General features: G+C 72.2%; 21 protein-coding genes and 1 tRNA gene. 18 read left to right on the forward strand and 4 right to left on the reverse strand.

The window, feature by feature from the left end:
* Positions 1 to 38 precede the first annotated feature (38 nt).
* Positions 39 to 110, forward strand: a tRNA-Val gene (locus ACFZA0_RS19760).
* 51 nt (positions 111 to 161) lie between these two features.
* On the opposite strand, the gene ACFZA0_RS19765 is transcribed toward ACFZA0_RS19760, so the two are convergent.
* Positions 162 to 890 carry an exonuclease domain-containing protein gene (locus ACFZA0_RS19765; protein ID WP_391018297.1) on the reverse strand — a complete coding sequence of 243 codons (729 nt, stop codon included), beginning with the start codon at positions 888 to 890 and terminating at the stop codon, positions 162 to 164.
* 338 nt (positions 891 to 1228) lie between these two features.
* On the opposite strand from ACFZA0_RS19765, the gene thrS reads away from it, so the two are divergent.
* Positions 1229 to 3205 (forward strand): threonine--tRNA ligase, encoded by a 1977-nt coding sequence (gene thrS / locus ACFZA0_RS19770; RefSeq protein ID WP_391018300.1) that lies wholly within the window; start codon positions 1229 to 1231, stop codon positions 3203 to 3205.
* Positions 3206 to 3279: 74 nt separating this feature from the next.
* On the opposite strand, the gene ACFZA0_RS19775 is transcribed toward thrS, so the two are convergent.
* Complete coding sequence (locus ACFZA0_RS19775; RefSeq protein WP_391018303.1) at positions 3280 to 3924, reverse strand: ion channel; 645 nt, start codon at positions 3922 to 3924, stop codon at positions 3280 to 3282.
* Between the two features lie 78 nt (positions 3925 to 4002).
* On the opposite strand from ACFZA0_RS19775, the gene ACFZA0_RS19780 reads away from it, so the two are divergent.
* On the forward strand, positions 4003 to 4551 hold the full coding sequence (locus ACFZA0_RS19780; protein WP_391018305.1) for an HIT domain-containing protein: 549 nt from the start codon (positions 4003 to 4005) through the stop codon (positions 4549 to 4551).
* A 39-nt stretch (positions 4552 to 4590) separates the two neighbouring features.
* Here ACFZA0_RS19780 and ACFZA0_RS19785 read toward each other — a convergent pair whose 3' ends face one another.
* Positions 4591 to 6246 (reverse strand): hypothetical protein, encoded by a 1656-nt coding sequence (locus tag ACFZA0_RS19785; protein WP_391018308.1) that lies wholly within the window; start codon positions 6244 to 6246, stop codon positions 4591 to 4593.
* A 267-nt stretch (positions 6247 to 6513) separates the two neighbouring features.
* Positions 6514 to 8724 carry an elongation factor G-like protein EF-G2 gene (locus tag ACFZA0_RS19790; RefSeq protein WP_391018311.1) on the reverse strand — a complete coding sequence of 737 codons (2211 nt, stop codon included), beginning with the start codon at positions 8722 to 8724 and terminating at the stop codon, positions 6514 to 6516.
* A gap of 313 nt (positions 8725 to 9037) precedes the next feature.
* Between ACFZA0_RS19790 and pgsA the strand changes: the two genes are divergently transcribed.
* The 15 genes from pgsA to ACFZA0_RS19865 all read left to right on the forward strand — a co-directional run bounded on the left by pgsA (position 9038) and on the right by ACFZA0_RS19865 (position 24566).
* Positions 9038 to 9715 carry a phosphatidylinositol phosphate synthase gene (pgsA, locus tag ACFZA0_RS19795; RefSeq protein WP_391018314.1) on the forward strand — a complete coding sequence of 226 codons (678 nt, stop codon included), beginning with the start codon at positions 9038 to 9040 and terminating at the stop codon, positions 9713 to 9715.
* On the forward strand, positions 9712 to 10659 hold the full coding sequence (locus ACFZA0_RS19800; protein ID WP_391018317.1) for a phosphatidylinositol mannoside acyltransferase: 948 nt from the start codon (positions 9712 to 9714) through the stop codon (positions 10657 to 10659). The genes pgsA and ACFZA0_RS19800 overlap by 4 nt, the downstream gene beginning before the upstream one ends.
* Positions 10656 to 11816, forward strand: coding sequence for a glycosyltransferase (locus ACFZA0_RS19805; RefSeq protein WP_391018320.1), 1161 nt, complete (start codon positions 10656 to 10658; stop codon positions 11814 to 11816). Before ACFZA0_RS19800 ends, ACFZA0_RS19805 begins: the two co-directional genes overlap by 4 nt.
* A 104-nt stretch (positions 11817 to 11920) precedes the next feature.
* Positions 11921 to 12460 carry a hypothetical protein gene (locus ACFZA0_RS19810; protein ID WP_391018323.1) on the forward strand — a complete coding sequence of 180 codons (540 nt, stop codon included), beginning with the start codon at positions 11921 to 11923 and terminating at the stop codon, positions 12458 to 12460.
* 178 nt (positions 12461 to 12638) lie between these two features.
* Positions 12639 to 13550 (forward strand): pyridoxal 5'-phosphate synthase lyase subunit PdxS, encoded by a 912-nt coding sequence (gene pdxS, locus ACFZA0_RS19815; protein WP_391018326.1) that lies wholly within the window; start codon positions 12639 to 12641, stop codon positions 13548 to 13550.
* Between the two features lie 6 nt (positions 13551 to 13556).
* Positions 13557 to 14177 (forward strand): pyridoxal 5'-phosphate synthase glutaminase subunit PdxT, encoded by a 621-nt coding sequence (gene pdxT, locus ACFZA0_RS19820; RefSeq protein ID WP_391018328.1) that lies wholly within the window; start codon positions 13557 to 13559, stop codon positions 14175 to 14177.
* Between the two features lie 74 nt (positions 14178 to 14251).
* On the forward strand, positions 14252 to 15004 hold the full coding sequence (locus tag ACFZA0_RS19825) for a YebC/PmpR family DNA-binding transcriptional regulator (protein ID WP_351735687.1): 753 nt from the start codon (positions 14252 to 14254) through the stop codon (positions 15002 to 15004).
* Positions 15005 to 15150: 146 nt separating this feature from the next.
* Complete coding sequence (gene ruvC, locus ACFZA0_RS19830) at positions 15151 to 15681, forward strand: crossover junction endodeoxyribonuclease RuvC (protein WP_391018332.1); 531 nt, start codon at positions 15151 to 15153, stop codon at positions 15679 to 15681.
* Positions 15678 to 16283, forward strand: coding sequence for a Holliday junction branch migration protein RuvA (gene ruvA / locus ACFZA0_RS19835; RefSeq protein ID WP_391018335.1), 606 nt, complete (start codon positions 15678 to 15680; stop codon positions 16281 to 16283). Before ruvC ends, ruvA begins: the two co-directional genes overlap by 4 nt.
* Positions 16284 to 16356: 73 nt before the next feature.
* A complete protein-coding gene (gene ruvB, locus ACFZA0_RS19840) occupies positions 16357 to 17448 on the forward strand; it encodes a Holliday junction branch migration DNA helicase RuvB (protein WP_391018337.1) in 1092 nt (363 codons plus the stop codon).
* Between the two features lie 174 nt (positions 17449 to 17622).
* Positions 17623 to 18129, forward strand: a complete 507-nt coding sequence (gene yajC / locus ACFZA0_RS19845; RefSeq protein ID WP_391018340.1) for a preprotein translocase subunit YajC — start codon at positions 17623 to 17625, stop codon at positions 18127 to 18129.
* A 132-nt stretch (positions 18130 to 18261) separates the two neighbouring features.
* Positions 18262 to 20019, forward strand: coding sequence for a protein translocase subunit SecD (secD, locus tag ACFZA0_RS19850; RefSeq protein ID WP_391018343.1), 1758 nt, complete (start codon positions 18262 to 18264; stop codon positions 20017 to 20019).
* Position 20020: 1 nt separating this feature from the next.
* The gene (gene secF, locus ACFZA0_RS19855; protein ID WP_391018346.1) at positions 20021 to 21142 is read left to right on the forward strand and encodes a protein translocase subunit SecF; all 1122 of its coding nucleotides are present in this window, start codon (positions 20021 to 20023) and stop codon (positions 21140 to 21142) included.
* Positions 21139 to 21678 carry an adenine phosphoribosyltransferase gene (locus tag ACFZA0_RS19860; RefSeq protein ID WP_391018349.1) on the forward strand — a complete coding sequence of 180 codons (540 nt, stop codon included), beginning with the start codon at positions 21139 to 21141 and terminating at the stop codon, positions 21676 to 21678. The genes secF and ACFZA0_RS19860 overlap by 4 nt, the downstream gene beginning before the upstream one ends.
* A 332-nt stretch (positions 21679 to 22010) precedes the next feature.
* Complete coding sequence (locus tag ACFZA0_RS19865) at positions 22011 to 24566, forward strand: RelA/SpoT family protein (protein ID WP_391018352.1); 2556 nt, start codon at positions 22011 to 22013, stop codon at positions 24564 to 24566.
* Positions 24567 to 24572: the final 6 nt, after the last annotated feature.

Consider the following 24572-nt stretch of genomic DNA (forward strand, 5'->3'; position numbering starts at 1 on the left):
CGAAGCCCGCCGGGCCCTGTATGGTTCAGTCCGTTCCCGGGCGATTAGCTCAGTGGGAGAGCGCTTCGTTCACACCGAAGAGGTCACTGGTTCGAACCCAGTATCGCCCACCGGGAAAAGGCCGGTCCGCCGATGGCGGACCGGCCTTTCCGTGTTCACCGTCAGGCGACCGCGGGCAGCGCCGGGCGCAGCGGCCAGTGCGGGCCGGACGAGGCCGGCCCGGTGCCGCGTGCGAACCAGGTCTGCGGCCCCCGGGTCTGCGCCGCGTGCCACAGTGCCTGCTGGCCGTGCAGCTCGGCGGGGGTCAGCCGCTCCAGGCGCGACGCGAACCTGCGCCCGAGGGCCCGCACGACCTCCAACGACGTCAGCGCGTCCGCCGCCGCGTCGTGCGCGCCCTCGGGCACCACCCCGTAGTGCGCGCACAGGTCGCTCAGCGCGCGGCGGCCCTTGCGGTAGCGGTCCAGGTGCCGGTCCAGCACGTGCGGGTCGAGCACCAGCAGCGGCACCGGGCCGAGCCGGGCGGCCAGCGAGGACGCCCGGTGGCGGCGCAACTCCCGGTCCAGCAGGGTGAGATCGAACGGCGCGTTCATCACCACCAGGGGACGGCCCGCCGCGGCCTGGGTCTCCAGCTCGCAGGCCACCTCCGCCATGACGGGGGCCGGCCACCGTCCGTTGCGCTGGAGGTGCTCCTCGGTGAGCCCGTGCACCGCCGTCGCCTCCGCCGGGACCGGCACCCCCGGGTTCACCAGCCAGCGGGTGACCCGGGGACGCAGGCCCGGAGCGTCCTGGATCACCACGGAGGCCGACACGATCCGGTCCGTCTCGGCGTCCGCGCCCGTGGTCTCCGTGTCGAATGCCGCCAGCGGACCCTCGTACCAGCTCGTCGTCATCAACGCCCAACTCCCTTTCGTCCCACGTGTGCTGACGTCCTGCCGGGTCAACCGGTTTGCCCTGTTCGGTGATACCCGTGCTGTTTGCGGCGTACGCGGCGGGACGGGACGTCACCGCCGGTCTTTGCAGTTCACGGGGCCAAGGAAGACGACGGCCGGGGGTGCGGGGGAGTTGTTCGTGACCCGGGGGCGGGCAGTGCCGTCGCGCGGGACCGGCGGCGGCCCCGTCCCGGGGCCGGGCGGTAACCGTTTCGCGGAGGCCGCCCCCGGGTCGGTACGATCGGCACTCGCGCACCGGGTCGTACGGGTGCGCTTCCACCTTCAGGCAGGAGAGTCCGGTGTCAGACGTCCGTGTGATCATCCAACGCGATTCCGAGCGGGAAGAGCGCACGGTGACGACGGGCACCACGGCCGCCGACCTCTTCCCCGGCGAGCGCTCGATCGTCGCCGCCCGGGTGGCCGGCGAGCTCAAGGACCTCGCGTACGCCCTCGCCGAGGGCGACGTCGTCGAGCCCGTCGAGCTGTCCTCCGAGGACGGCCTGAACATCCTGCGCCACTCCACCGCGCACGTCATGGCGCAGGCCGTGCAGGAGCTGTTCCCCGAGGCGAAGCTCGGCATCGGCCCGCCGGTCAAGGACGGCTTCTACTACGACTTCGACGTCGAGCGGCCCTTCACCCCGGAGGACCTCAAGGCCGTCGAGAAGAAGATGCAGGAGATCCAGAAGCGCGGCCAGCGCTTCTCCCGCCGCGTCGTCACCGACGAGGCCGCCCGCGAGGAGCTGGCCGACGAGCCGTACAAGCTGGAGCTGATCGGGCTCAAGGGCGCGCCCTCCAGCGACGACGGCGCGGACGTCGAGGTCGGCGCCGGCGAGCTGACGATCTACGACAACCTGGACCCCAAGACCGGTGAGCTGTGCTGGAAGGACCTCTGCCGCGGTCCCCACCTGCCCTCGACCCGGCTCATCCCGGCGTTCAAGCTGATGCGCAACGCCGCCGCGTACTGGCGCGGCAGCGAGAAGAACCCGATGCTCCAGCGCATCTACGGCACCGCCTGGCCCTCCAAGGACGAGCTGAAGGCGCACCTGGACTTCCTCGCCGAGGCCGAGAAGCGCGACCACCGCAAGCTCGGCAACGAGCTGGACCTGTTCTCCATCCCCGAGCAGATCGGCTCGGGCCTCGCGGTCTTCCACCCCAAGGGCGGCATCGTCCGCCGGACCATGGAGGACTACTCGCGCCGCCGGCACGAGGAGGAGGGCTACGAGTTCGTCTACACCCCGCACGCCACCAAGGGGAAGCTCTTCGAGACCTCGGGCCACCTGGACTGGTACGCCGACGGCATGTACCCGCCCATGCAGCTCGACGAGGGCGTGGACTACTACCTCAAGCCCATGAACTGCCCGATGCACAACCTGATCTTCGACGCGCGCGGCCGGTCCTACCGTGAACTGCCGCTGCGCCTCTTCGAGTTCGGGACCGTGTACCGGTACGAGAAGTCCGGCGTGGTGCACGGCCTGACCCGTGCGCGCGGCTTCACGCAGGACGACGCGCACATCTACTGCACCCGCGAGCAGATGGCCGACGAGCTCGACAAGACGCTCACCTTCGTGCTGAACCTGCTGCGCGACTACGGTCTGAACGACTTCTACCTGGAGCTCTCCACCAAGGACCCGGAGAAGTTCGTCGGCTCCGACGAGGTCTGGGAGGAGGCGACCGAGACGCTGCGCCAGGTCGCCGAGAAGCAGGGCCTCCCGCTGGTCCCGGACCCGGGCGGTGCCGCCTTCTACGGCCCGAAGATCTCCGTGCAGGCCAAGGACGCCATCGGCCGCACCTGGCAGATGTCGACCGTGCAGCTCGACTTCAACCTGCCCGAGCGCTTCGACCTGGAGTACACCGGCCCGGACGGCACCAAGCAGCGGCCGGTCATGATCCACCGCGCGCTGTTCGGCTCGATCGAGCGGTTCTTCGCGGTGCTCCTGGAGCACTACGCGGGCGCCTTCCCGGCCTGGCTCGCGCCGGTGCAGGCGATCGGCATCCCGATCGGCGACGCGCACGTGGAGTACCTGGAGAAGTTCGCCGCGGCGGCGCGGAAGAAGGGGCTGCGCGTCGACGTCGACTCGTCGTCCGACCGCATGCAGAAGAAGATCCGCACCGCGCAGAAGCAGAAGGTCCCGTTCATGGTCATCGTCGGCGACGACGACATGAACGGCGGCACGGTCTCCTTCCGCTACCGCGACGGTTCGCAGGAGAACGGCATCGCGTTCGACGAGGCCATCGCGAAGATCGTGACGGTCGTCGAGGAGCGCGCGCAGGTCTGAGCGTGGACCGGATACGCCGGAGGGCCCGCGGACGTTTCGTCTGCGGGCCCTCCGCCCGTTGTCGGCGGCCCGGCCTAGGGGGTCTCCTCGCCGCGCGCGAAGACCTGGAGCAGCCAGGACGAGAAGGACCCCGTGACGGCGCCCAGCAGCGCGAGGCCGCACGCCATCGTGGCCACCGCGATCAGGCGGCCCAGGGGCGTCACCGGAGTGACGTCGCCGTACCCGACCGTCGCCAGGGTGGAGCACGTCCACCACACCGAGTCGCCGAAGGTGCGGATCGTCGCGCCCGGCGCCCCGTGCTCCTGCTGGTACACCGCGAGGGCGGCCGTGAAGCCGAGCAGCACGGTCGCGAGGCTCGTGTACGCCATCACCCGCAGATACAGCGGCAGCCTCGGCTCCCCGCGCCGCCGCGCCACGGCCTCGTAGAGGCGGACCACCCGCAGCGGCCGCAGCAGCGGCAGCACGACGACCACGGTGTCCAGGAGGTGGCGGAGGGGGAAGCGTCTTCCCTGGCCGCTCAGGCGCCAGCGCACCGCGTAGTCCGCCAGGAACAGCGCCCACATCGCGTACGTCACCGCGAGGCACAGGTCGCGCCAGGGATCCGGCAGGCCGTGGCCCAGCACCCGTACCGCGTACGAGGCGAGGAAGAGCAGCGAGGCGATTCCCAGCGGCACCCCGGTCCGCTCTTCCCACCGGTGCCCACGGCTGTCGTTGTCCACGGGCCCAGCTTCGCCCGGCGTCCCCGGGCCGCAACCCCGCCGACACGCCGCGAACGGGGGAAGCAATATGCTGCACGCATGACGAGTGAGCCGGAGCAGCTGATCGGAGCCGGGACGCCGGACGCGTTCGGGCGCCTGTGGACACCTCACCGGATGGCCTACATCCAGGGCGAGAACAAGCCCACGGGACCCGGGGCCGACGACGGGTGTCCGTTCTGCTCGATTCCGGCCAAGTCGGACGAGGACGGCCTGGTCATCAAGCGCGGCGAGCACGTGTACGCGGTGCTGAACCTGTACCCGTACAACGGCGGCCACCTGATGGTGGTGCCCTACCGGCACGTGGCCGACTACACCGACCTCACCGACGACGAGACCGTCGAGCTGGCGGCGCTGACCAAGCAGGCGATGAGCGCCCTGCGGGCCGCGTCCGGCGCCCACGGCTTCAACATCGGCATGAACCAGGGCTCGGTGGCGGGCGCGGGCATCGCCGCCCATCTGCACCAGCACATCGTGCCCCGGTGGGGCGGCGACACGAACTTCATGCCCGTCGTCGGCCACACGCGGGTCCTGCCGCAGCTCCTCGCCGACACCCGCAAGATGCTCGCCGAGGCCTGGCCGACGGACTGACCGCGGACGGCGGGGCCCGGCGCGCGCGCCGGGCCCTCGTCACGCGTCGTACACGTCCGCCTTGCGCGGCGACGGGTCCTGGACCGCGCCGCTGAGGAACGACGAGCGCGCGCCGAACTTCTCCGTGTCGACGCCGTTCTCCTTGAGCACGCGGATCGCCGCCCCGTGCACCACCCGCAGCACCGGCGTGGCGGCGCGCAGCGCGTCGTCCGCCATGAACCGGTGCCGCCACGGCTTGTCGGCCCACGCGTGCCGCAGGCCGAACGGCTCGGGCAGCGCCAGCGAGCCGCCGAGCCAGTTCAGCGCCGGCATGGCGCGCGGGTGCGTCAGGGGCGCTCGGACGGCGAGCCTGACCACCTCGTCGGTGTCCACCAGCGGGAGGCTCACCGAGCGTGTCTCCCACGGCTTGAACGACTTGGTGACCGTCTTGCTCGGCGCGGAGGGGCCCGTCGTGAACAGGGAGTGCACCGGCCCCAGGGCGTGCCCGGTCACCTCGATGCGCAGCGTCTCGTGCAGCACCGTCACCGTGATCAGCATGGTGATGATCAACTGGCCGTCCCACAGCGCCCACTGGACGCCGAGGTAGTGCCGGTCGCCGCCGCCGAACTGCTGGTTGTTGCAGATCTCCTGTATCGCGTGCTGCCTGACCTGGAAGTTCTCCACGTCCGTGCCCTCGGGGCGGGAGACCGACTTGGCGTTCTCCGCGATCGGCGTGACGATCCAGTGCCGTACCGAGGGCTTCGGGAAGCCGCCGGTGTGCAGCGGGCCGCGCTCCAGGAGCCGGAGCTGGTCGTGGATGGAGCGGATGACGTCCCAGCTGCGGAAGGGGTGGATCTCCCGGTCGGAGTCGAGCGGCACCAGGTCCTCGGCGAGCTGCCAGCTTCCCCAGCGGGTGCCCATGCCGAGTATACCCTTGGGTCCCGCGTAGAAGACGGAGTTGGACTGCTGCTCGGCGCTCAGCTTCCGCAGGGACTGGCGCAGTTGCTCGGCCGGCGTCTGCCCCGGGCTGCTCGGCACCGCCTCGGGCACCCGCGCGCCGATGCTGCTGCCGCCCTGGAGGCTGCTCCAGCGGGCCCGCAGGTCCTTCGCGGTGCTCTCGCAGATCCGCTTCGCCCAGAACCAGCCGACGACCGGGGCGATCAGCGCGGCCCGGACGTACCAGGCCCAGAAGCCCGAGAACGGCATCTTCAGCAGGAACAGCACCACCAGGGCGCCCACCGCGAACAGCAGGACCGTGGCGATGGTGCCGGCCCGCCTGTCGTCGCGCTTCGCCACCGACGTGCGCAACTGGAAGATGATCAGCCACAGCAGGAAGCCGGGCAGGAAGATCACGCCGCACAGCACCGTCGCCGCGGCGAGTTTGTTGTCGCGTTCGCGCCGGATCCGGTTGGCCGCGAGGCAGTGCTCGACGACGACGTTCGGCGCGACGCCGAAGGACTGGATGAGCGCGCCGCGGCCGGGGCCTATCATCCGGCCGATCACCGCCTGCGAGAACGCCTCCCCGAGATTCGGCCGGAACAGCTTGAACTTGCCCGCCTTGACCGTGGATTCGTGCCAGTCGTTGTTGGCCTTGAGGATCTCGGTGACCTCGTTGTCGCGGTAGGCCGCGGAGGCCAGCGCGAAGGTCGCCTTCTGGCTCTCGTCCCCCGTGCGTGGCACCTGAGGGCCGTCCTCGTACCCGATCTCAACGGTCATGCCCGCCCCCGCTCGCCGCCGGTGTCGCTGCTGCGGCCTTTCCCGGCTTGATGGCTCCGCACACCTGTGGACCAGGTGCGCGCCGTGCACCGGCCGGTTTTCCGGCCACGACGTGATCGGTTCATCAGCCTATCCGCAGGCGGCGGTATCCGTCGCGGGACGGCGGAAGCGGTTCCGCGCGAACGGAAGTTGATGTTCCGCGCGGGCGCGGCGCCGGAGCGCGCACGGGCGTCCGCGTGCGCCCCCGCCGGCCGCCTCGCGCGCGAACTAGGCGCCCGTGCGCTCCTGTTCGCGCATCCGCTCCGCGACCTGGTCGGGCATCGGCTCGTGCCGGGCGTACGCGCGGTCGAAGCGGGCGGTGCCGTGGGACAGGGAGCGCAGGTCGACGGTGTACCGGCCGATCTCGATCTCGGGCACCTCCGCGCGCACCAACGTCCGCCCGCCGCCCGCCTGTTCCGAGCCGAGCACCCGGCCGCGCCGCCCCGACAGGTCGCTCATCACGGCACCGACGTAGTCGTCGCCGACGAGCACCGTCACCTCCGCCACCGGTTCGAGCAGATGGATCCGGGCCTCCGCGGTCGCCTCCCGCAGCGCCAGCGCGCCCGCCGTCTGGAAGGCCGCGTCGGAGGAGTCCACCGAGTGGGCCTTCCCGTCGAGGAGCGTGACCCGGATGTCGACGAGCGGACAGCCCGCCGTGACCCCGCGGGCGGCCTGCGCGCGCACGCCCTTCTCCACCGACGGGACGAACTGCCGCGGCACCGCCCCGCCCACGACCCGGTCGACGAACTCCAGGCCCGAACCGCCCGGCAGCGGCTCCACCTCGATCTCGCAGATCGCGAACTGCCCGTGCCCGCCCGACTGCTTGACGTGCCGTCCGCGCCCGGCGGCCCGCCCCGCGAAGGTCTCCCGCAGCGGCACCCGGTGCGGCACCACGTCGACCTGCACGCCGTAACGGCCGCGCAGCCGTTCCAGCGCGACCTCCGCGTGCGCCTCGCCCAGGCACCACAGCACGACCTGGTGGGTGTCGCGGTTCTGTTCCAGCCGCGTCGTGGGGTCCTCGGCGACCAGCCGGGCCAGGCTCTGCGAGAGCCGGTCCTCGTCCGACTTGCCGCGCGCCTCGACCGCCAGCGGCAGCAGCGGGTCGGGCAGGCTCCACGGCCGGAGGACCAGCGGGTCGTCCTTCCCGCAGAGCGTGTCCCCGGTCTCGGCGCGGGCCAGCTTCGCCACGCACACCAGGTCGCCCGCCACGCACCGCGGCACCGGCCGCTGCTGCCGGCCGAACGGCGCCGACAGGGCGCCCACCCGTTCGTCGGCCTCGTGCGGCTCACCCGGGCCGTCCGCGCGGGCCGCGAGACCGCGGCCGAGCACCCGCACCGTCTCGTCGGGGCGCAGCGTGCCGGAGAAGACCCGCACCAGGGAGACGCGTCCCACGTACGGGTCGGACGTGGTCTTCACCACCTCGGCGGCCAGCGGGCCGTCCGGGTCGCACACCAGCGGGTCGTGCGCCTGCCCGCCGGGTCCGGTGACGTGCGGGAGGGGCCGCTCCAGGGGCGTCGGGAAGCCGCCGGTGACCAGCTCCAGCAGTTCCACGGTGCCGAGCCCCTGCCGGGCGCCCTCGGCGGCGGGCGCGGCGGCCAGCACGGGGAAGAACGTGCCGCGCGCCACGGCCCGTTCGAGATCGCCCACCAGGGTCCCGAGGTCGATCCGCTCGCCGTCGAGGTAACGCTGCATCAGCGTCTCGTCCTCGCTCTCCGCGATGATCCCCTCGATCAGCCGCGCGCGGGCCTCCTCCAGCGGCGGCAGGTCGTCCGGGCCCGGCGCCGACTCGGCGCGCCGCCCGGACGAGTAGTCGAACAGCCGTTGCGTGAGCAGCCCCACCAGGCCGGTCACCGGGGCGTGCGCGTCACCGCCGCCCGCGGGGCCGTGCAGCGGCAGGTACAGCGGGAGCACCGCGTCCGGGTCGTTCCCGCCGAACGCCTCCGCGCAGCGGCGGGTCGTCTCGCCGAAGTCCGCGCGCGCCGCGTCCAGGTGCGTGACGACGATCGCCCGCGGCATGCCGACCGCGGCGCACTCCTCCCACACCGCGCGCGTGGCGCCGTCCACCCCGTCGGCCGCCGAGACGACGAAGAGGGCCGCGTCCGCGGCACGCAGACCGGCCCTCAACTCCCCGACGAAATCGGCGTACCCGGGGGTGTCCAGCAGATTGACCTTCAGCCCGTCCCACTCGACGGGGACCACCGCGAGCTGTACGGACCGCTGCCGCCGCCGCTCGATCTCGTCGTAGTCGGAGACGGTCGCGCCGTCCTCGACCCGGCCCGCCCGCGTGGTCGCCCCCGCGGTCAGCGCGAGGGCCTCCACCAGCGTCGTCTTGCCCGCCCCGGAGTGGCCGACCAGCACCACGTTCCGTACGGACGAGGGATGGCCCGCCGGCAGTGCCCCGCCGGCGGCCCCGGTGTGCGCGTTCGCCCTGTCGCCCATGGCCTTTGCCTCCCGTGCACGGTGAGGTCGTAGGGGGCGCGGACACGCACGGTCCCGGCACCGGCCGTCCGGGAACAGCGCCCGGCGGTGGCGGCGGCGGCGACGCCCGCGGTGCCCCGAGCTTCGCACTCCGGTCACGGGCCGTCCATACACCCGGCACGAACGCCCGTACGGGTTCGGACGCGTGCGCCCCGGCGGCCCCCGGTCCCACGCCGGTGCGGGTGCCCGGACGTCGTCCCCGCGCGCGCGTGACTACGATGGGCCAGCCGACGGCCAGCAGGGGCCGTGCGGCGCCCCTAACCTCGGGAAGGCCATGCTGAACAAGTACGCGCGTGCATTCTTCACGCGTGTCCTCACCCCGTTCGCCACGTTCCTCATCCGCCGGGGCGTCAGTCCCGACGCCGTCACGCTGCTCGGAACGGCCGGCGTGGTCGCGGGGGCGCTGGTCTTCTACCCCCGGGGCGAGTTCTTCTGGGGCACGGTCGTCATCACGCTGTTCGTGTTCTCCGACCTCGTCGACGGCAACATGGCCCGCCAGCTCGGCCGTTCCAGCCGCTGGGGCGCCTTCCTCGACTCCACCCTCGACCGGGTGGCCGACGGCGCGATCTTCGGCGGACTCGCCCTCTGGTACGCGGGCAACGGCGACAACAACGAGCTCTGCGCGGTGTCGATCTTCTGCCTCGCCAGCGGCCAGGTCGTCTCGTACACGAAGGCGCGCGGCGAGTCGATCGGACTGCCCGTCGCCGTCAACGGCCTCGTCGAGCGCGCCGAGCGCCTGGTGATCTCCCTGGTCGCCGCGGGCTTCGCGGGACTGCACAAGTTCGGCGTGCCGGGCATCCAGTGGCTGCTGCCGATCGCCCTGTGGGTGGTCGCCGCCGGCAGCCTGGTGACGCTCGTCCAGCGCGTCGTGACGGTGCGCCGCGAGTCGGCCGAGGCGGACGCCCTGGCCGCCGCCGAGAAGGCGGCCCCGGGTACCGGGGCCGCTTCGTGAGCGGCACCCGCGAACGCCTCACCGACACGCTCTACGGCCTCGGCTGGAGCACCGTCAAGAACCTCCCCGAGTCCGTCGCGGTGCGGCTCGGCCGCACGATCGCGGACATCGCGTGGAAGAAGCGCGGCGCGGGGGTGCTGCGCCTGGAGCGCAACTACGCGCGCGTCGTGCCCGACGCGACGCCCGAGCGGCTCGCCGAGCTGTCCCGGGCCGGCATGCGCTCGTACCTGCGCTACTGGATGGAGTCCTTCCGGCTGCCGGCCTGGAGCGACGAGCGGATCAGGAACGGCTTCACCCCCGAGGACGTCCACCACCTCACCGACGGCCTCGCGTCCGGCCGGGGCGTGATCCTCGCGCTGCCGCACCTGGGCAACTGGGACCTGGCGGGCGCGTGGGTGACCACCAACCTCCAGACCCCCTTCACGACCGTCGCCGAGCGCCTCAGGCCCGAGACGCTCTACGACCGGTTCGTCGCCTACCGCGAGGGACTGGGCATGGAGGTGCTGCCGCACACCGGCGGCTCCGCCTTCGGCACCCTCGCCCGGCGGCTGCGCGACGGCGGCCTGGTCTGCCTGGTCGCCGACCGGGACCTGTCCGCCTCCGGCGTCGAGGTCACCTTCTTCGGCGAACAGGCCCGGATGCCCGCGGGCCCCGCCCTGCTCGCCCAGCAGACCGGCGCGCTGCTGCTCCCGGTGACGCTGTGGTTCGACGACTCGCCCGTCATGCGGGGCCGGGTCCACCCGCCCGTCGAGGTGCCGGAGAGCGGGACGCGCAAGGAGCGGACCGCGGTCATGACGCAGTCCCTGGCCGACGCCTTCGCCACCGGCATCGCCGCCCACCCGCAGGACTGGCACATGCTCCAGCGGCTCTGGCTCGCGGACCTCGATCCCGCCCGGGATCCGGCCCGCAGGGCGGCCGCCGGGACCGCGAAGGGAACCGCGTGAGAATCGGCATCGTCTGCCCCTACTCCTGGGACGTGCCCGGCGGCGTCCAGTTCCACATCCGCGACCTCGCCGAGTACTTCGTCGGCCTCGGCCACGAGGTGTCCGTCCTCGCGCCGGCCGACGACGACACCCCGCTGCCGCCGTACGTGGTCTCCGCGGGGCGGGCCGTGCCCGTCCCGTACAACGGCTCGGTGGCCCGCCTCAACTTCGGCTTCCTGTCGGCGGCCCGGGTGCGGCGCTGGCTGCACGACGGCGCCTTCGACGTCATCCACATCCACGAGCCGACCTCGCCGTCGCTCGGCCTGCTCGCCTGCTGGGCGGCGTCGGGCCCGATCGTGGCCACCTTCCACACCTCGAACCCGCGCTCCCGCGCCATGATCGCCGCGTACGCGATCCTCCAGGCCGCCCTGGAGAAGATCAGCGCGCGCATCGCGGTCAGCGAGTACGCGCGCAGGACGCTCGTCGAACACCTCGGCGGCGACGCCGTGGTGATCCCCAACGGCGTGGACGTCGACTTCTTCGCCCGCGCCGAGCCGAAGCCCGAGTGGCAGGGCGGCACGATCGGCTTCATGGGCCGCATCGACGAGCCCCGCAAGGGCCTGCCGGTGCTGATGCGGGCGCTGCCGAAGATCCTCGCCGCCCGGCCGGACACCCGCCTGCTGGTCGCCGGGCGCGGCGACGAGGAGGAGGCGGTCGAGAAGCTGCCCAAGGAGCTGCGCTCGCGCGTGGAGTTCCTCGGCATGGTCAGCGACGAGGACAAGGCGCGCTTCCTGCGCAGCGTCGACCTGTACATCGCGCCCAACACCGGCGGCGAGAGCTTCGGCATCATCCTCGTCGAGGCGATGTCGGCGGGCGCCGCGGTGCTGGCCTCCGACCTCGACGCGTTCGCCCAGGTGCTCGACCAGGGCGCCGCGGGCGAACTGTTCGCCAACGAGGACGCGGACGCGCTGGCGGAGGCGGCGGTGCGCCTGCTCGGCGACCCCGCCCGCCTGACCGAACTGCGCGAACGCGGCAGTGTCCACGTCCGCCGGTTCGACTGGTCGACGGTCGGCGCGGACATCCTCTCCGTCTACGAGACGGTGACGGCCGGCACGACGGCGGTCGCGACCGACGAACGCCCGGGGCTCCGGGCGAGGTTCGGCCTGGCCCGGGACTGAGGCACGCCGGCCGGGGCCCCGGGCGCGGGGGCGGGGGCGGGCGCGGTCACCCGGCGGCGGGACGCGGGCCGGGGGCCGCCGCGGTCCCGGTAGCCTTGCCGCCCGTGACGTCAACCCTCATCTGGATCATCGTCGGCGTGGTCGCGGTCGGCCTCTACCTGAGCTGGACCGCCGGCCGGCTCGACCGTCTGCACACCCGGATCGACGCCGCCCGCGCGGCGCTCGACGCCCAGCTCCTGCGTCGCGCCTCGGTCGCGCAGGAGGTGGCCACCTCCGGTGTGCTCGACCCGGCCGCGTCGATCGTCCTGTACGAGGCCGCGCACGCCGCCCGGCAGCCCGACGAGGAGCAACGGGAGGTCGCCGAGAGCGAGTTGAGCCAGGCGCTGCGGGCCGTCTTCGCCGACGCGCAGCAGGTGGAGGCGGTGCGGGAGGCACCCGGGGGAGAGTCGGCGGCGCACGAGCTGGCCGAGGCGGTCCGCCGGGTCCCGATGGCGCGCCGCTTCCACAACGACGCCGTGGGCGCGGCCCGCGCGCTGCGGCAGCACCGCAAGGTGCGCTGGTTCCGCCTCGCGGGCCACGCCCCGTTCCCGCCGGCCTTCGAGATGGACGACGAGCCGCCCGCGGCGCTGGTCGACCGGACGTGACGGGAGGGGCGGGGCACCGGCCGCCGGGCGCGCGGGGCGCCGCCGTACGCCGGTGACCTGTGCGCACGACCCGGCCAAAACGATCCACCGGCTCCCCATTGGCCCTTGCCGCGGACTGCTCCGCTGCCGTTGTCTCGGTGCTGCATCAACCCCCTTCTTCACCGAGTGAGGTCACCCCGTGTCCACCGCGCCCTCCACCCACCAGACCCCCGAGACCGGCACCGCGCGCGTGAAGCGCGGCATGGCCGAGCAGCTCAAGGGCGGCGTGATCATGGACGTCGTCACCCCGGAGCAGGCGAAGATCGCCGAGGACGCGGGCGCCGTCGCCGTCATGGCCCTCGAACGGGTTCCCGCCGACATCCGCAAGGACGGCGGCGTGGCCCGCATGTCCGACCCGGACATGATCGAGGGCATCATCGAGGCCGTCTCGATCCCCGTCATGGCCAAGTCGCGCATCGGCCACTTCGTCGAGGCCCAGGTCCTCCAGGCGCTCGGCGTCGACTACATCGACGAGTCCGAGGTCCTCACCCCGGCCGACGAGGTCAACCACAGCGACAAGTTCGCGTTCACGACCCCGTTCGTCTGCGGCGCCACCAACCTGGGCGAGGCCCTGCGCCGCATCGCCGAGGGCGCCGCGATGATCCGCTCCAAGGGCGAGGCCGGCACCGGCAACGTCGTCGAGGCCGTGCGCCACCTGCGCCAGATCAAGAACGAGATCTCCCGCCTGCGCGGCTTCGACAACAACGAGCTGTACGCCGCCGCCAAGGACCTGCGCGCCCCCTACGAGCTGGTCAAGGAGGTCGCCGAGCTGGGCAAGCTGCCCGTCGTGCTGTTCTCCGCGGGCGGCGTGGCCACCCCGGCCGACGCGGCCCTGATGCGGCAGCTCGGCGCCGAGGGCGTCTTCGTCGGCTCCGGCATCTTCAAGTCGGGCGACCCGGCCAAGCGCGCCGCCGCCATCGTGAAGGCGACCACCTTCTTCGACGACCCGAAGGTCGTCGCGGACGCGTCCCGCAACCTCGGCGAGGCCATGGTCGGCATCAACTGCGACACCCTCCCCGAGACCGAGCGCTACGCCAACCGCGGCTGGTAGGCACCGATGAGCGACACACCCGTGATCGGCGTCCTGGCGCTCCAGGGCGACGTTCGGGAGCACCTCGTCGCCCTGGCCACGGCCGACGCCGTGGCCAGGGAGGTGCGGCGCCCCGAGGAGCTCGCCGAGGTGGACGGCCTGGTCGTGCCCGGCGGCGAGTCCACCACGATCTCCAAACTGGCCGTCCTGTTCGGCCTGATGGAACCGCTCCGCGCGCGCGTGCGCGACGGCATGCCCGTCTACGGCAGCTGCGCCGGACTGATCATGCTCGCCGACAAGATCCTCGACCCGCGTTCGGGCCAGGAGACCATCGGCGGCATCGACATGATCGTGCGCCGCAACGCCTTCGGCCGGCAGAACGAGTCCTTCGAAGCGGCTGTCGACGTGAAGGGCGTGGAGGGCCATCCTGTGGAGGGCGTCTTCATCCGCGCGCCCTGGGTCGAGTCGGTGGGCGCCGGCACCGAGGTGCTCGCCGAGCACGACGGGCACATCGTCGCCGTCCGGCAGGGCAACGCGCTCGCCACGTCGTTCCACCCGGAGCTGACGGGCGACCACCGCGTGCACGCCCTGTTCGTCGGCATGGTGCGCGACGCGGTGCGCGCGAGGGCGCTCCCGGAGTCCTTGTAGGATCTCCGGGGGTCCCCCGGGCCGTTAGGGTCGGAGGGTTCGTTCAGGATGGGTTAAGCGAAGGAGACAGGCAGATGTCCGGCCACTCTAAATGGGCTACGACGAAGCACAAGAAGGCCGTGATCGACGCCAAGCGCGGCAAGCTCTTCGCGAAACTGATCAAGAACATCGAGGTCGCGGCCCGCATGGGCGGCGTCGACATCGAGGGCAACCCGACTCTTTACGACGCCATCCAGAAGGCGAAGAAGCAGTCGGTCCCGAACAAGAACATCGACTCCGCGGTCAAGCGCGGCGGCGGCCTGGAAGCCGGTGGCGCCGACTACGAGACGATCATGTACGAGGGCTACGGCCCGAACGGCGTGGCCGTGCTCATCGAGTGCCTCACCGACAACCGCAACCGTGCCGCCTCGGACGTGCGCGTCGCCATGACCCGCAACGGCGGTTCGATGGCCGACCCCGGTTCCGTGTCGTACCTCTTCAACCGCAAGGGCGTCGTGATCGTCCCCAAGGGCGAGCTGAGCGAGGACGACGTCCTGGGCGCCGTCCTGGACGCGGGTGCCGAGGAGGTCAACGACCTCGGCGAGTCCTTCGAGGTGCTGAGCGAGGCCACCGACATGGTCGCCGTCCGCACCGCCCTCCAGGACGCCGGGATCGACTACGACTCCGCCGAGGCCAACTTCGTCCCGACCATGCAGGTCGAGCTGGACGAGGAGGGCGCGCGGAAGATCTTCCGGCTGATCGACGCCCTGGAGGACAGCGACGACGTCCAGAACGTCTTCGCCAACTTCGACGTCAGCGACGAGGTCATGGAGAAGGTCGACGCCTGACGGGCGGCCTCCTGACGGGCCGCCACCCGGCGGGCCGTCACCTCCGCAGCACAGCACACCGCCCCTCCCTCGACGGATGTCGGCCCGCCGCGATGTCGGCGGCACCCGATAGCCTGCACAAACAGGCAAGCGAAGGAGGGGCGTCGGTGCGTGTACTGGGGGTCGACCCGGGGCTGACCCGGTGCGGTGTGGGCGTGGTCGAGGGCGTCGCCGGACGGCCGCTGACCATGGTCGGCGTCGGTGTCGTACGGACACCCCCCGAGGCCGACCTCGGGGACCGCCTCGTCGCCGTCGAGCGCGGCATCGAGGCGTGGCTGGACGAGCACCGGCCCGAATTCGTCGCCGTGGAGCGGGTGTTCAGCCAGCACAACGTCCGCACCGTGATGGGCACCGCCCAGGCCAGCGCCGTCGCGATGCTGTGCGCCGCCCGCCGCGGCATCCCCGTCGCGCTGCACACCCCCAGCGAGGTCAAGGCCGCCGTCACAGGCAGCGGCCGGGCCGACAAGGCACAGGTCGGCGCGATGGTCACCCGGCTCCTGCGGCTGGACGCGCCGCCGAAACCGGCCGACGCCGCCGACGCGCTCGCCCTCGCCATCTGCCACATCTGGCGCGCCCCCGCCCAGAACCGACTCCAGCAGGCCGTCGCCCTGCACGCCTCGAAAGGGCGCCCCGCATGATCGCCTTCGTCAGCGGCCCGGTCGCCGCCCTGGCCCCCGACTCCGCGGTCGTCGAGGTCGGCGGCATCGGCATCTCGGTGCAGTGCACCCCCGACACGCTCTCCGGACTGCGCACGGGCCAGCAGGCCAGGCTCGCCACCTCGCTCGTCGTGCGCGAGGACTCCCTCACCCTGTACGGCTTCGCCGACGACGACGCCCGCCAGGTGTTCGAACTCCTCCAGACCGCGAGCGGTGTCGGCCCCCGCCTCGCCCAGGCCATGCTGGCCGTGCACTCCCCGGACGCGCTGCGCCGGGCCGTCGCGAGCGGCGACGAGAAGGCCCTGATCCAGGTCCCGGGCATCGGCAAGAAGGGCGCCCAGAAGCTGCTCCTGGACCTCAAGGACCGGCTCGGCCCGCCGCTGGGCACCGCGCCCGGGGTCGGCGCCCCCGCCGGCTCCGGCTGGCGCGACCAGCTGCACGCCGCGCTGATCGGCCTCGGGTACGCCACCCGGGAGGCCGACGAGGCGGTGGCCGCGGTCGCCCCGCAGGCCGAGGCCGCCGACAACCCGAACGTGGGTTCCCTCCTCAAGGCCGCCCTCCAGTCCCTGAACCGGGCCCGCTGACCGGCCCCGCGCCGGCGTCCCGCCCGGCGCCGCTCCGCCACCGGTACCACGACCACCCCGCGAGGCACACCACATGAACTGGGACGACACGGCCGACACGGCAGAGACGGCCGGCGCCGACGCCACCGCCGAGCGGCTCGTCGGCGCGTCCGCCGACGGCGAGGACCAGGCCGTCGAGGCCGCGCTGCGCCCCAAGGACCTGGGCGAGTTCATCGGCCAGGAGAAGGTCCGCGAACAGCTCGACCTGGTCCTGCGGGCCGCCCGCGCGCGCGGCGCGACCGCCGACCACGTGCTGCTCTCCGGCGCCCCCGGCCTCGGCAAGACCACCCTCTCGATGATCATCGCCGCCGAGATGGGCGCCCCCATCCGCATCACCAGCGGTCCCGCCATCCAGCACGCCGGCGATCTCGCCGCGATCCTCTCCTCCCTCCAGGAGGGCGAGGTGCTCTTCCTCGACGAGATCCACCGGATGTCCCGGCCCGCCGAGGAGATGCTGTACATGGCGATGGAGGACTTCCGCGTCGACGTCATCGTCGGCAAGGGCCCCGGGGCCACCGCCATCCCGCTGGAACTGCCCCCGTTCACCCTGGTCGGCGCCACCACCAGGGCCGGTCTGCTGCCGCCCCCGCTGCGCGACCGCTTCGGTTTCACCGCGCACATGGAGTTCTACGAGCCTGCCGAGCTGGAGCGCGTCGTGCACCGCTCCGCGCTGCTGCTCGACGTGGAGATCGACACGGCGGGCGCCGCCGAGATCGCCGGGCGCTCCCGCGGCACGCCCCGCATCGCCAACCGTCTGCTGCGCCGCGTCCGCGACTACGCCCAGGTCAAGGCCGACGGGCTGATCACCCGGGAGATCGCCGGCGCCGCCCTCGCGGTGTACGAGGTCGACGCCCGCGGACTCGACCGGCTCGACCGTGCCGTGCTCCAGGCGCTGCTGAAGCTGTTCGGCGGCGGCCCGGTCGGCCTGTCCACGCTGGCCGTGGCGGTGGGGGAGGAGCGCGAGACCGTGGAGGAGGTGGCCGAGCCGTTCCTCGTGCGCGAGGGGCTGCTGGCCCGTACTCCGCGCGGCCGGGTGGCCACTCCGGCGGCCTGGGCGCACCTCGGACTCACCCCGCCGCGCCCCGCGGGTACGGGAAACGGACAAGGGGACCTCTTCGGGGCGTGACGGGGACGGATTGGCCGCCCGAGGAACTCGGGTGCCATGCTGAGCGTTGTTCCCTGCGCGTGGACTCGCTTAGACTCCGCCGATGCCGCGTCTGTCGGCAGCCCGCGCACCCGCGCACCCCCCAATCCATCAGGCCGCACGTGACCCGCGGTCGTGTGAAGGAAGTACCGACCCGTGAGTTCCCTGATCCCCCTGGTCCTCCTGTTCATCGTGTTCATGTTCCTCATGACGCGGAACGCGAAGAAGAAGCAGCAGCAGGCCGCGAACATGCGCAACGAACTCCAGCCGGGCAGCGGCGTGCGCACGATCGGGGGCATGTACGCGACGGTCAAGGAGCTCGGCGACGACACCGTCCTCCTCGACGCCGGCCCGGGTGTCGAGCTGCTCTTCGCGAAGAACGCGATCGGCGCCGTCCTCACCGACGACGAGTACAACCGCATCGTCCACGGTGTGGAGCACGACCTGAAGTCCGACCCCGACGTGGTGCCGGACGACGCCTCCTCCCTCACCGGGGCCGACGAGGCCGCCGCCTCCGACGCCAAGCCCGTCGACTTCGGCAAGAAGGACGCGGCCGTCGAGCCCGCCGCGGAGCCGGCCGAGCCCGTCGACGGTGCCGTCCCCGCCGAGGTGAAGCAGGCCGACGAGGCCAAGAAGCCCGAGGGCGACTCCGAGGCGAAGTAGCGCCGCCCCGGGACGCGCGGCCGGGTCCGCGCGTTCCGCCGCGTGCGTCCCGCACAGGGGATCCCGACACCATGTCATGGCCGTTCTCCGAGCCCTCGCGGCGCGGCGCGGCCCGAGAGGGAGTACGAGAAGGTGGCAGCACCTAAGAAGGGCCGGAGCGCGAGCGCCCAGAGCAGGCCGGGGCGCCCGCTGGCCCTGATCCTGATCGCCATCGTGGCGCTCACCGGGGGCATGTTCGCGTCCGGGCACACCACTCCGCGTCTCGGCATCGACCTGGCCGGCGGTACGAGCATCACGCTGCGGGCGGTTCCCGAGGCCGGCCAGGAATCGGCGATCAACAAGGCCAACATGGACACCGCGGTCGACATCATGGAGCGCCGTGTCAACGGCCTCGGTGTCTCCGAGGCGGAGGTCCAGACCCAGGGCGATCGCAACATCATCGTCAACATCCCCAAGGGCACGAACTCCGAAGAGGCCCGCCAGCAGGTCGGCACCACCGCCAAGCTCTACTTCCGCCCGGTGCTCGCGACGGAGGCGTCAGCCTCGGCCGCGTCCACCGCGAGCCCGTCGGCGAGCGGCTCCTCCAGCGCCTCTCCCAGTGCGTCGGCGAGCCCGTCGAGCAGCTCCTCCCAGAAGGCCACGGACGGGTCGTCGGCGTCGCCCTCGGCGAGCGCCACCTCCCAGGGCCGTGCCGTCACCGACGCCCTGAAGGCCGACAGCACGTCCTCGTCGAGCCCCTCCGCCAGCCCCTCCGCGAGCGCGTCCACCGACGCCGCGACCGCGAAGCTGCAGGCCGCGTACGCGGCCCTCGACTGCTCGGACGCGGCCCAGCGCGCCAAGGTCACCACGGGCACGAAGGCCACCGACTCCATCGTGGCCTGCGGCAAGGACTCCTCCACGGGCGGCTGGAACAAGTTCGTCCTCGGCCCCGCCGCCGTCGACGGCACCGACATCAAGAAGGCCCAGGCCGTCTACAACACGACGACCGCGGCCGGCTGGACCGTCACCATGGACTTCACGGGCTCCGGCTCGAAGAAGTTCGCCACGGTGACCGGTCAGCTCGCCCAGCAGCAGACCCCGCAGAACGAGTTCGCGATCGTCCTCGACGGCGACGTCGTCTCCAACCCGTACGTCAGCGAGGCCCTGACCGGCGGCAGCGCCGAGATCTCCGGCAGCTTCGGCCAGGAGGAGGCCCAGAGCCTCGCCAACATGCTGTCCTACGGCGCCCTGCCGCTGACGTTCAAGGAAGACACCGTCACCACGGTGACCGCCGCCCTCGGCGGCGAGCAGCTCCAGGCCGGCATCATCGCCGGTGCCATCGGCCTCGCGCTGGTCATGCTGTACCTGGTGGTCTACTACCGCGGTCTGTCCATGGTCGCGATCGCCTCGCTCGTGGTGTCCGGCATCCTCACGTACACGATCATGGCGCTGCTCGGCCCCGGTATCGGCTTCGCGCTGAACCTGCCGGCCGTCTGCGGCGCGATCGTCGCGATCGGTATCACCGCGGACTCGTTCATCGTGTTCTTCGAACGCATCCGTGACGAGATCAGGGAGGGCCGGAGCCTGCGGCCCGCCGTCGAGCGGGCCTGGCCGCGCGCCCGGCGCACCATCCTGGTCTCCGACTTCGTCTCGTTCCTCGCCGCCGCGGTGCTGTTCATCGTCACGGTCGGCAAGGTCCAGGGCTTCGCGTTCACGCTCGGCCTCACCACCCTGCTCGACGTCGTCGTGGTGTTCCTGTTCACCAAGCCGCTGATGACGATCCTCGCGCGCCGCCAGTTCTTCGCGAGCGGCCACCGCTGGTCCGGTCTCGATCCCAAGCGTCTGGGTGCCAAGCCGCCGCTGCGCCGCACCCGCCGTCCCGCCGCCCCCGTCGACTCGAAGGAGGCGTGAGATGTCGAAGCTCGGCGATCTCGGCGCCCGACTGCACCGCGGCGAGGTCGGCTACGACTTCGTCGGCAACCGCAAGATCTGGTACGGCATCTCGATCCTGATCACCATCACGGCGATCCTGGGCCTGGCGGTGCGCGGCCTGAACATGGGCATCGACTTCCAGGGCGGTGCCGTCTTCACCACGCCGAAGACGAGCATCTCGGTGTCCCAGGCGGAGACCGCGGCCAACGCGGCCTCCGGCCAGGACTCCACGGTCCAGAAGCTCGGCACCGGCGGCCTGCGCATCCAGATCGCGGGCATCGACACCGGCAAGGCCGACCAGATCAAGAAGGAACTCTCCAAGGACCTCAAGGTCGACGCGGAGAAGATCAACGCCGACCTGGTCGGTCCCAGCTGGGGCCAGCAGATCGCCGACAAGGCATGGGAGGGCCTGGCGATCTTCATGGTCCTCGTCGTGATCTACCTGGCGATCGCCTTCGAGTGGCGGATGGCGATCGCCGCCCTGGTCGCCCTGATCCACGACATCACCATCACCACCGGCATCTACGCCCTCGTCGGCTTCGAGGTCACCCCCGGCACGGTGATCGGTCTGCTCACGATCCTCGGTTACTCGCTCTACGACACGGTCGTCGTCTTCGACAGCCTCAAGGAGCAGACGAAGGGCATCACCAAGCAGACCCGCTGGACCTACAGCGACATCGCGAACCGCTCGATCAACGGCACCCTGGTCCGCTCCATCAACACCACGGTGGTCGCGCTCCTGCCGGTCGCGGGCCTGCTGTTCATCGGCGGCGGCTTCCTCGGCGCGGGCACGCTCAACGACATCTCGCTGTCGCTGTTCGTCGGCCTCGCCGCCGGTGCCTACTCGTCGATCTTCATCGCCACGCCGCTCGTCGCCGACCTCAAGGAGCGCGAGCCGCAGATGAAGGCGCTCAAGAAGCGCGTCATGGCCAAGCGCGCGCAGGCGGCCGCCCAGGGCGAGCCCCTGGACCGCCAGGACGCCGAGGCGCCGGTCTTCGACGACGACGAGGACGACGACGTCGCGACCGCCGTCGTCGGCCCGCGCAACCAGCCCGCGTCCCGCAACCGCGGCCGCGGCCGACCCTCCGGAAAGCGCCGATGACCGACATCCAGGAGCTGCTGCTCAGCCGCATCCGTGACGTGCCCGACTACCCGGAGCCGGGCGTGATGTTCAAGGACATCACCCCGCTCCTGGCGGACCCGGCCGCGTTCACCGCCCTGACCGACGAGCTCGCGGGCATCGCCACCCGCACGGGTGCCACGAAGATCGTCGGCCTGGAGGCCCGCGGCTTCATCCTCGGCGCCCCCGTCGCGGTCCGCGCCGGCCTCGGCTTCATCCCCGTGCGCAAGGCGGGCAAGCTCCCCGGAGCCACCCTCAGCCAGGCGTACGACCTGGAGTACGGCTCCGCGGAGATCGAGGTGCACGCCGAGGACCTGAGCGCGGGCGACCGCGTCCTGGTCGTCGACGACGTCCTGGCCACGGGTGGCACCGCCGAGGCGTCCCTGCGCCTGGTCCGCCGGGCCGGCGCCGAGGTCGCGGGCGTCGCCGTGCTGATGGAACTGGGCTTCCTGGCCGGCCGGGCCCGCCTGGAGCCCGTCCTCGACGGAGCCCCGCTCGAAGCCCTGCTCCAGGTCTGAGCGCGCCCGGGGCCCCGGCCCCGGACCCGTTCCCGCCGGAGCGCTCCCGCCGCCCCGCGCCCCCGCGCGCGGGCCCGGCGCGGGAGTCCGCCCCACCGCCGCGGTACGCCCGCGCATCCCCCGAACACGCGGGGTGTGCGGGTCCGGCACCGGCGCGGGGCACCCGCAGGACACCGCGAGAGGCGGGCCCGGAGGAATCCGGCGCCCGCCTCTCGCGTTCCACCAGTACACGGGCCTCACACGGCCTGAAGGCGAGCCCGCGGCGCGGGCTCGCTACCATGGGTGCTCCGGAGCCTGACCGGGGGACCCGGTATCGCGCACGAGGAGTCCTCTTGCCAGACGAGGCCCAGTCAGTTTCCCCCAGCGCCGAGCGCCTGGGGAATCCCCCCGCCGACCGGCCCGAGCGCGGCTCGGAACCGGTGGCCAAGCCCGCCCCGAACGCCAAGAAGGACGCACGCCCCGCGGAGACGCGCACCCCGGCCGCCCCGGCGGACAAGCCGTCGGCGGGCCCGCGGTCCGACGCGTCCGCGCCCGCGCGCCCGAGCACCGGCGCCGCGGCCAGGCCGTCCGCCGGCACGTCCGCGCGCTCCGGCTCCTCCAACCGCGTCCGCGCGCGCCTCGCGCGCCTCGGCGTGCAGCGCTCCAACCCGTACAACCCGGTCCTGGAGCCGCTGCTGCGGATAGTGCGCAGCAACGACCCGAAGACGGAGACGGCGACACTGCGCCAGGTCGAGCGCGCCTACCAGGTCGCGGAACGCTGGCACCGCGGCCAGAAGCGCAAGAGCGGCGACCCGTACATCACGCACCCCCTCGCCGTCACCACCATCCTCGCCGAGCTGGGCATGGACCCGGCGACCCTGATGGCCGGGCTGCTGCACGACACCGTCGAGGACACCGAGTACGGCCTCGACCAGCTCCGCCGCGACTTCGGCGACCAGGTCGCCCTGCTCGTCGACGGCGTGACCAAGCTGGACAAGGTCAAGTTCGGCGAGGCCGCGCAGGCGGAGACCGTGCGCAAGATGGTCGTCGCCATGGCGAAGGACCCGCGCGTCCTGGTCATCAAGCTCGCCGACCGCCTGCACAACATGCGCACCATGCGGTATCTCAAGCGCGAGAAGCAGGAGAAGAAGGCGCGCGAGACCCTGGAGATCTACGCGCCCCTCGCCCACCGGCTGGGCATGAACACCATCAAGTGGGAGCTGGAGGACCTCGCCTTCGCGATCCTCTACCCGAAGATGTACGACGAGATCGTCCGCCTCGTCGCGGAGCGCGCCCCCAAGCGCGACGAGTACCTCGCCATAGTGACCGACGAGGTCCAGGGCGACCTGCGCGCGGCCCGCATCAAGGCGACCGTGACCGGCCGCCCGAAGCACTACTACAGCGTCTACCAGAAGATGATCGTCCGCGGCCGGGACTTCGCGGAGATCTACGACCTGGTGGGCATCCGCGTCCTCGTGGACACCGTCCGCGACTGCTACGCGGCTCTCGGCACCGTGCACGCGCGCTGGAACCCGGTCCCCGGCCGGTTCAAGGACTACATCGCGATGCCGAAGTTCAACATGTACCAGTCGCTGCACACGACGGTCATCGGGCCCAACGGCAAGCCGGTCGAGCTCCAGATCCGCACGTTCGACATGCACCGCCGGGCCGAGTACGGCATCGCCGCGCACTGGAAGTACAAGCAGGAGGCCGTCGCCGGCACGTCCAAGGTGCGCTCGGACGCCCCGAAGAGCACCGGCAAGGACGACCACCTCAACGACATGGCGTGGCTGCGCCAGCTCCTCGACTGGCAGAAGGAGACCGAGGACCCGGGCGAGTTCCTGGAGTCCCTGCGCTTCGACCTGTCCCGCAACGAGGTCTTCGTCTTCACGCCCAAGGGCGACGTCATAGCGCTGCCCGCGGGCGCCACCCCCGTCGACTTCTCGTACGCGGTGCACACCGAGGTCGGCCACCGCACCATAGGCGCACGTGTCAACGGACGTCTGGTGCCGCTGGAGTCGACCCTCGACAACGGCGACCTGGTCGAGGTGTTCACGTCGAAGGCGCCCGGGGCCGGACCCTCCCGGGACTGGCTCGGCTTCGTGAAGTCGCCGCGCGCCCGCAACAAGATCCGCGCCTGGTTCTCCAAGGAACGCCGCGACGAGGCGATCGAGCAGGGCAAGGACGCCATCGTCCGCGCCATGCGCAAGCAGAACCTGCCGATCCAGCGCATCCTGACCGGCGACTCCCTGGTGACCCTCGCGCACGAGATGCGCTACCCGGACATCTCCGCCCTGTACGCGGCGATCGGCGAGGGGCACGTCGCCGCGCAGAACGTCGTGCAGAAGCTCGTCCAGGCGCTCGGCGGCGAGGAGGCGGCCACCGAGGAGATCGACGAGAGCGTGCCGCCGTCGCGCGGCCGCGGCCGCAAGCGGCGCTCCAACGCGGACCCGGGTGTCGTCGTCAAGGGCGTGGACGACGTGTGGGTCAAGCTGGCCCGCTGCTGCACACCCGTGCCGGGCGACCCGGTCATCGGGTTCGTCACCCGCGGCAGCGGCGTCTCCGTGCACCGCAACGACTGCGTCAACGTCGACTCGCTGTCCCGCGAGCCCGAGCGGATCCTCGACGTCGAGTGGGCGCCCACCCAGTCGTCGGTGTTCCTCGTCGCGATCCAGGTCGAGGCACTGGACCGCTCCCGGCTCCTGTCGGACGTCACGCGCGTCCTGTCGGACCAGCACGTCAACATCCTCTCCGCGGCCGTGCAGACCTCGCGCGACCGGGTCGCCACCTCCCGCTTCACCTTCGAGATGGGCGACCCGAAGCACCTGGGGCACGTCCTGAAGGCCGTCAGGGGAGTGGAGGGCGTCTACGACGTCTACCGCGTCACGTCGGCCCGCAGCCGCTCGTAGCCCGTC

The sequence above is a fragment of the Streptomyces sp. NPDC008150 genome (genome assembly GCF_042956945.1).
Lineage (GTDB): Bacteria > Actinomycetota > Actinomycetes > Streptomycetales > Streptomycetaceae > Streptomyces.

What these genes read in the sequence shown, in the direction of transcription:
- ACFZA0_RS19765 (WP_391018297.1), bottom strand. Translation starts at nt 890, where the DNA reads ATGACGACGAGCTGGTACGAGGGTCCGCTGGCGGCATTCGACACGGAG.
- ACFZA0_RS19780 (WP_391018305.1), top strand. Translation starts at nt 4,003, where the DNA reads ATGACGAGTGAGCCGGAGCAGCTGATCGGAGCCGGGACGCCGGACGCG.
- ACFZA0_RS19785 (WP_391018308.1), bottom strand. Translation starts at nt 6,246, where the DNA reads ATGACCGTTGAGATCGGGTACGAGGACGGCCCTCAGGTGCCACGCACG.
- ACFZA0_RS19790 (WP_391018311.1), bottom strand. Translation starts at nt 8,724, where the DNA reads ATGGGCGACAGGGCGAACGCGCACACCGGGGCCGCCGGCGGGGCACTG.
- pgsA (WP_391018314.1), top strand. Translation starts at nt 9,038, where the DNA reads ATGCTGAACAAGTACGCGCGTGCATTCTTCACGCGTGTCCTCACCCCG.
- pdxT (WP_391018328.1), top strand. Translation starts at nt 13,557, where the DNA reads ATGAGCGACACACCCGTGATCGGCGTCCTGGCGCTCCAGGGCGACGTT.
- ACFZA0_RS19825 (WP_351735687.1), top strand. Translation starts at nt 14,252, where the DNA reads ATGTCCGGCCACTCTAAATGGGCTACGACGAAGCACAAGAAGGCCGTG.
- ruvA (WP_391018335.1), top strand. Translation starts at nt 15,678, where the DNA reads ATGATCGCCTTCGTCAGCGGCCCGGTCGCCGCCCTGGCCCCCGACTCC.
- ruvB (WP_391018337.1), top strand. Translation starts at nt 16,357, where the DNA reads ATGAACTGGGACGACACGGCCGACACGGCAGAGACGGCCGGCGCCGAC.
- secF (WP_391018346.1), top strand. Translation starts at nt 20,021, where the DNA reads ATGTCGAAGCTCGGCGATCTCGGCGCCCGACTGCACCGCGGCGAGGTC.
- ACFZA0_RS19860 (WP_391018349.1), top strand. Translation starts at nt 21,139, where the DNA reads ATGACCGACATCCAGGAGCTGCTGCTCAGCCGCATCCGTGACGTGCCC.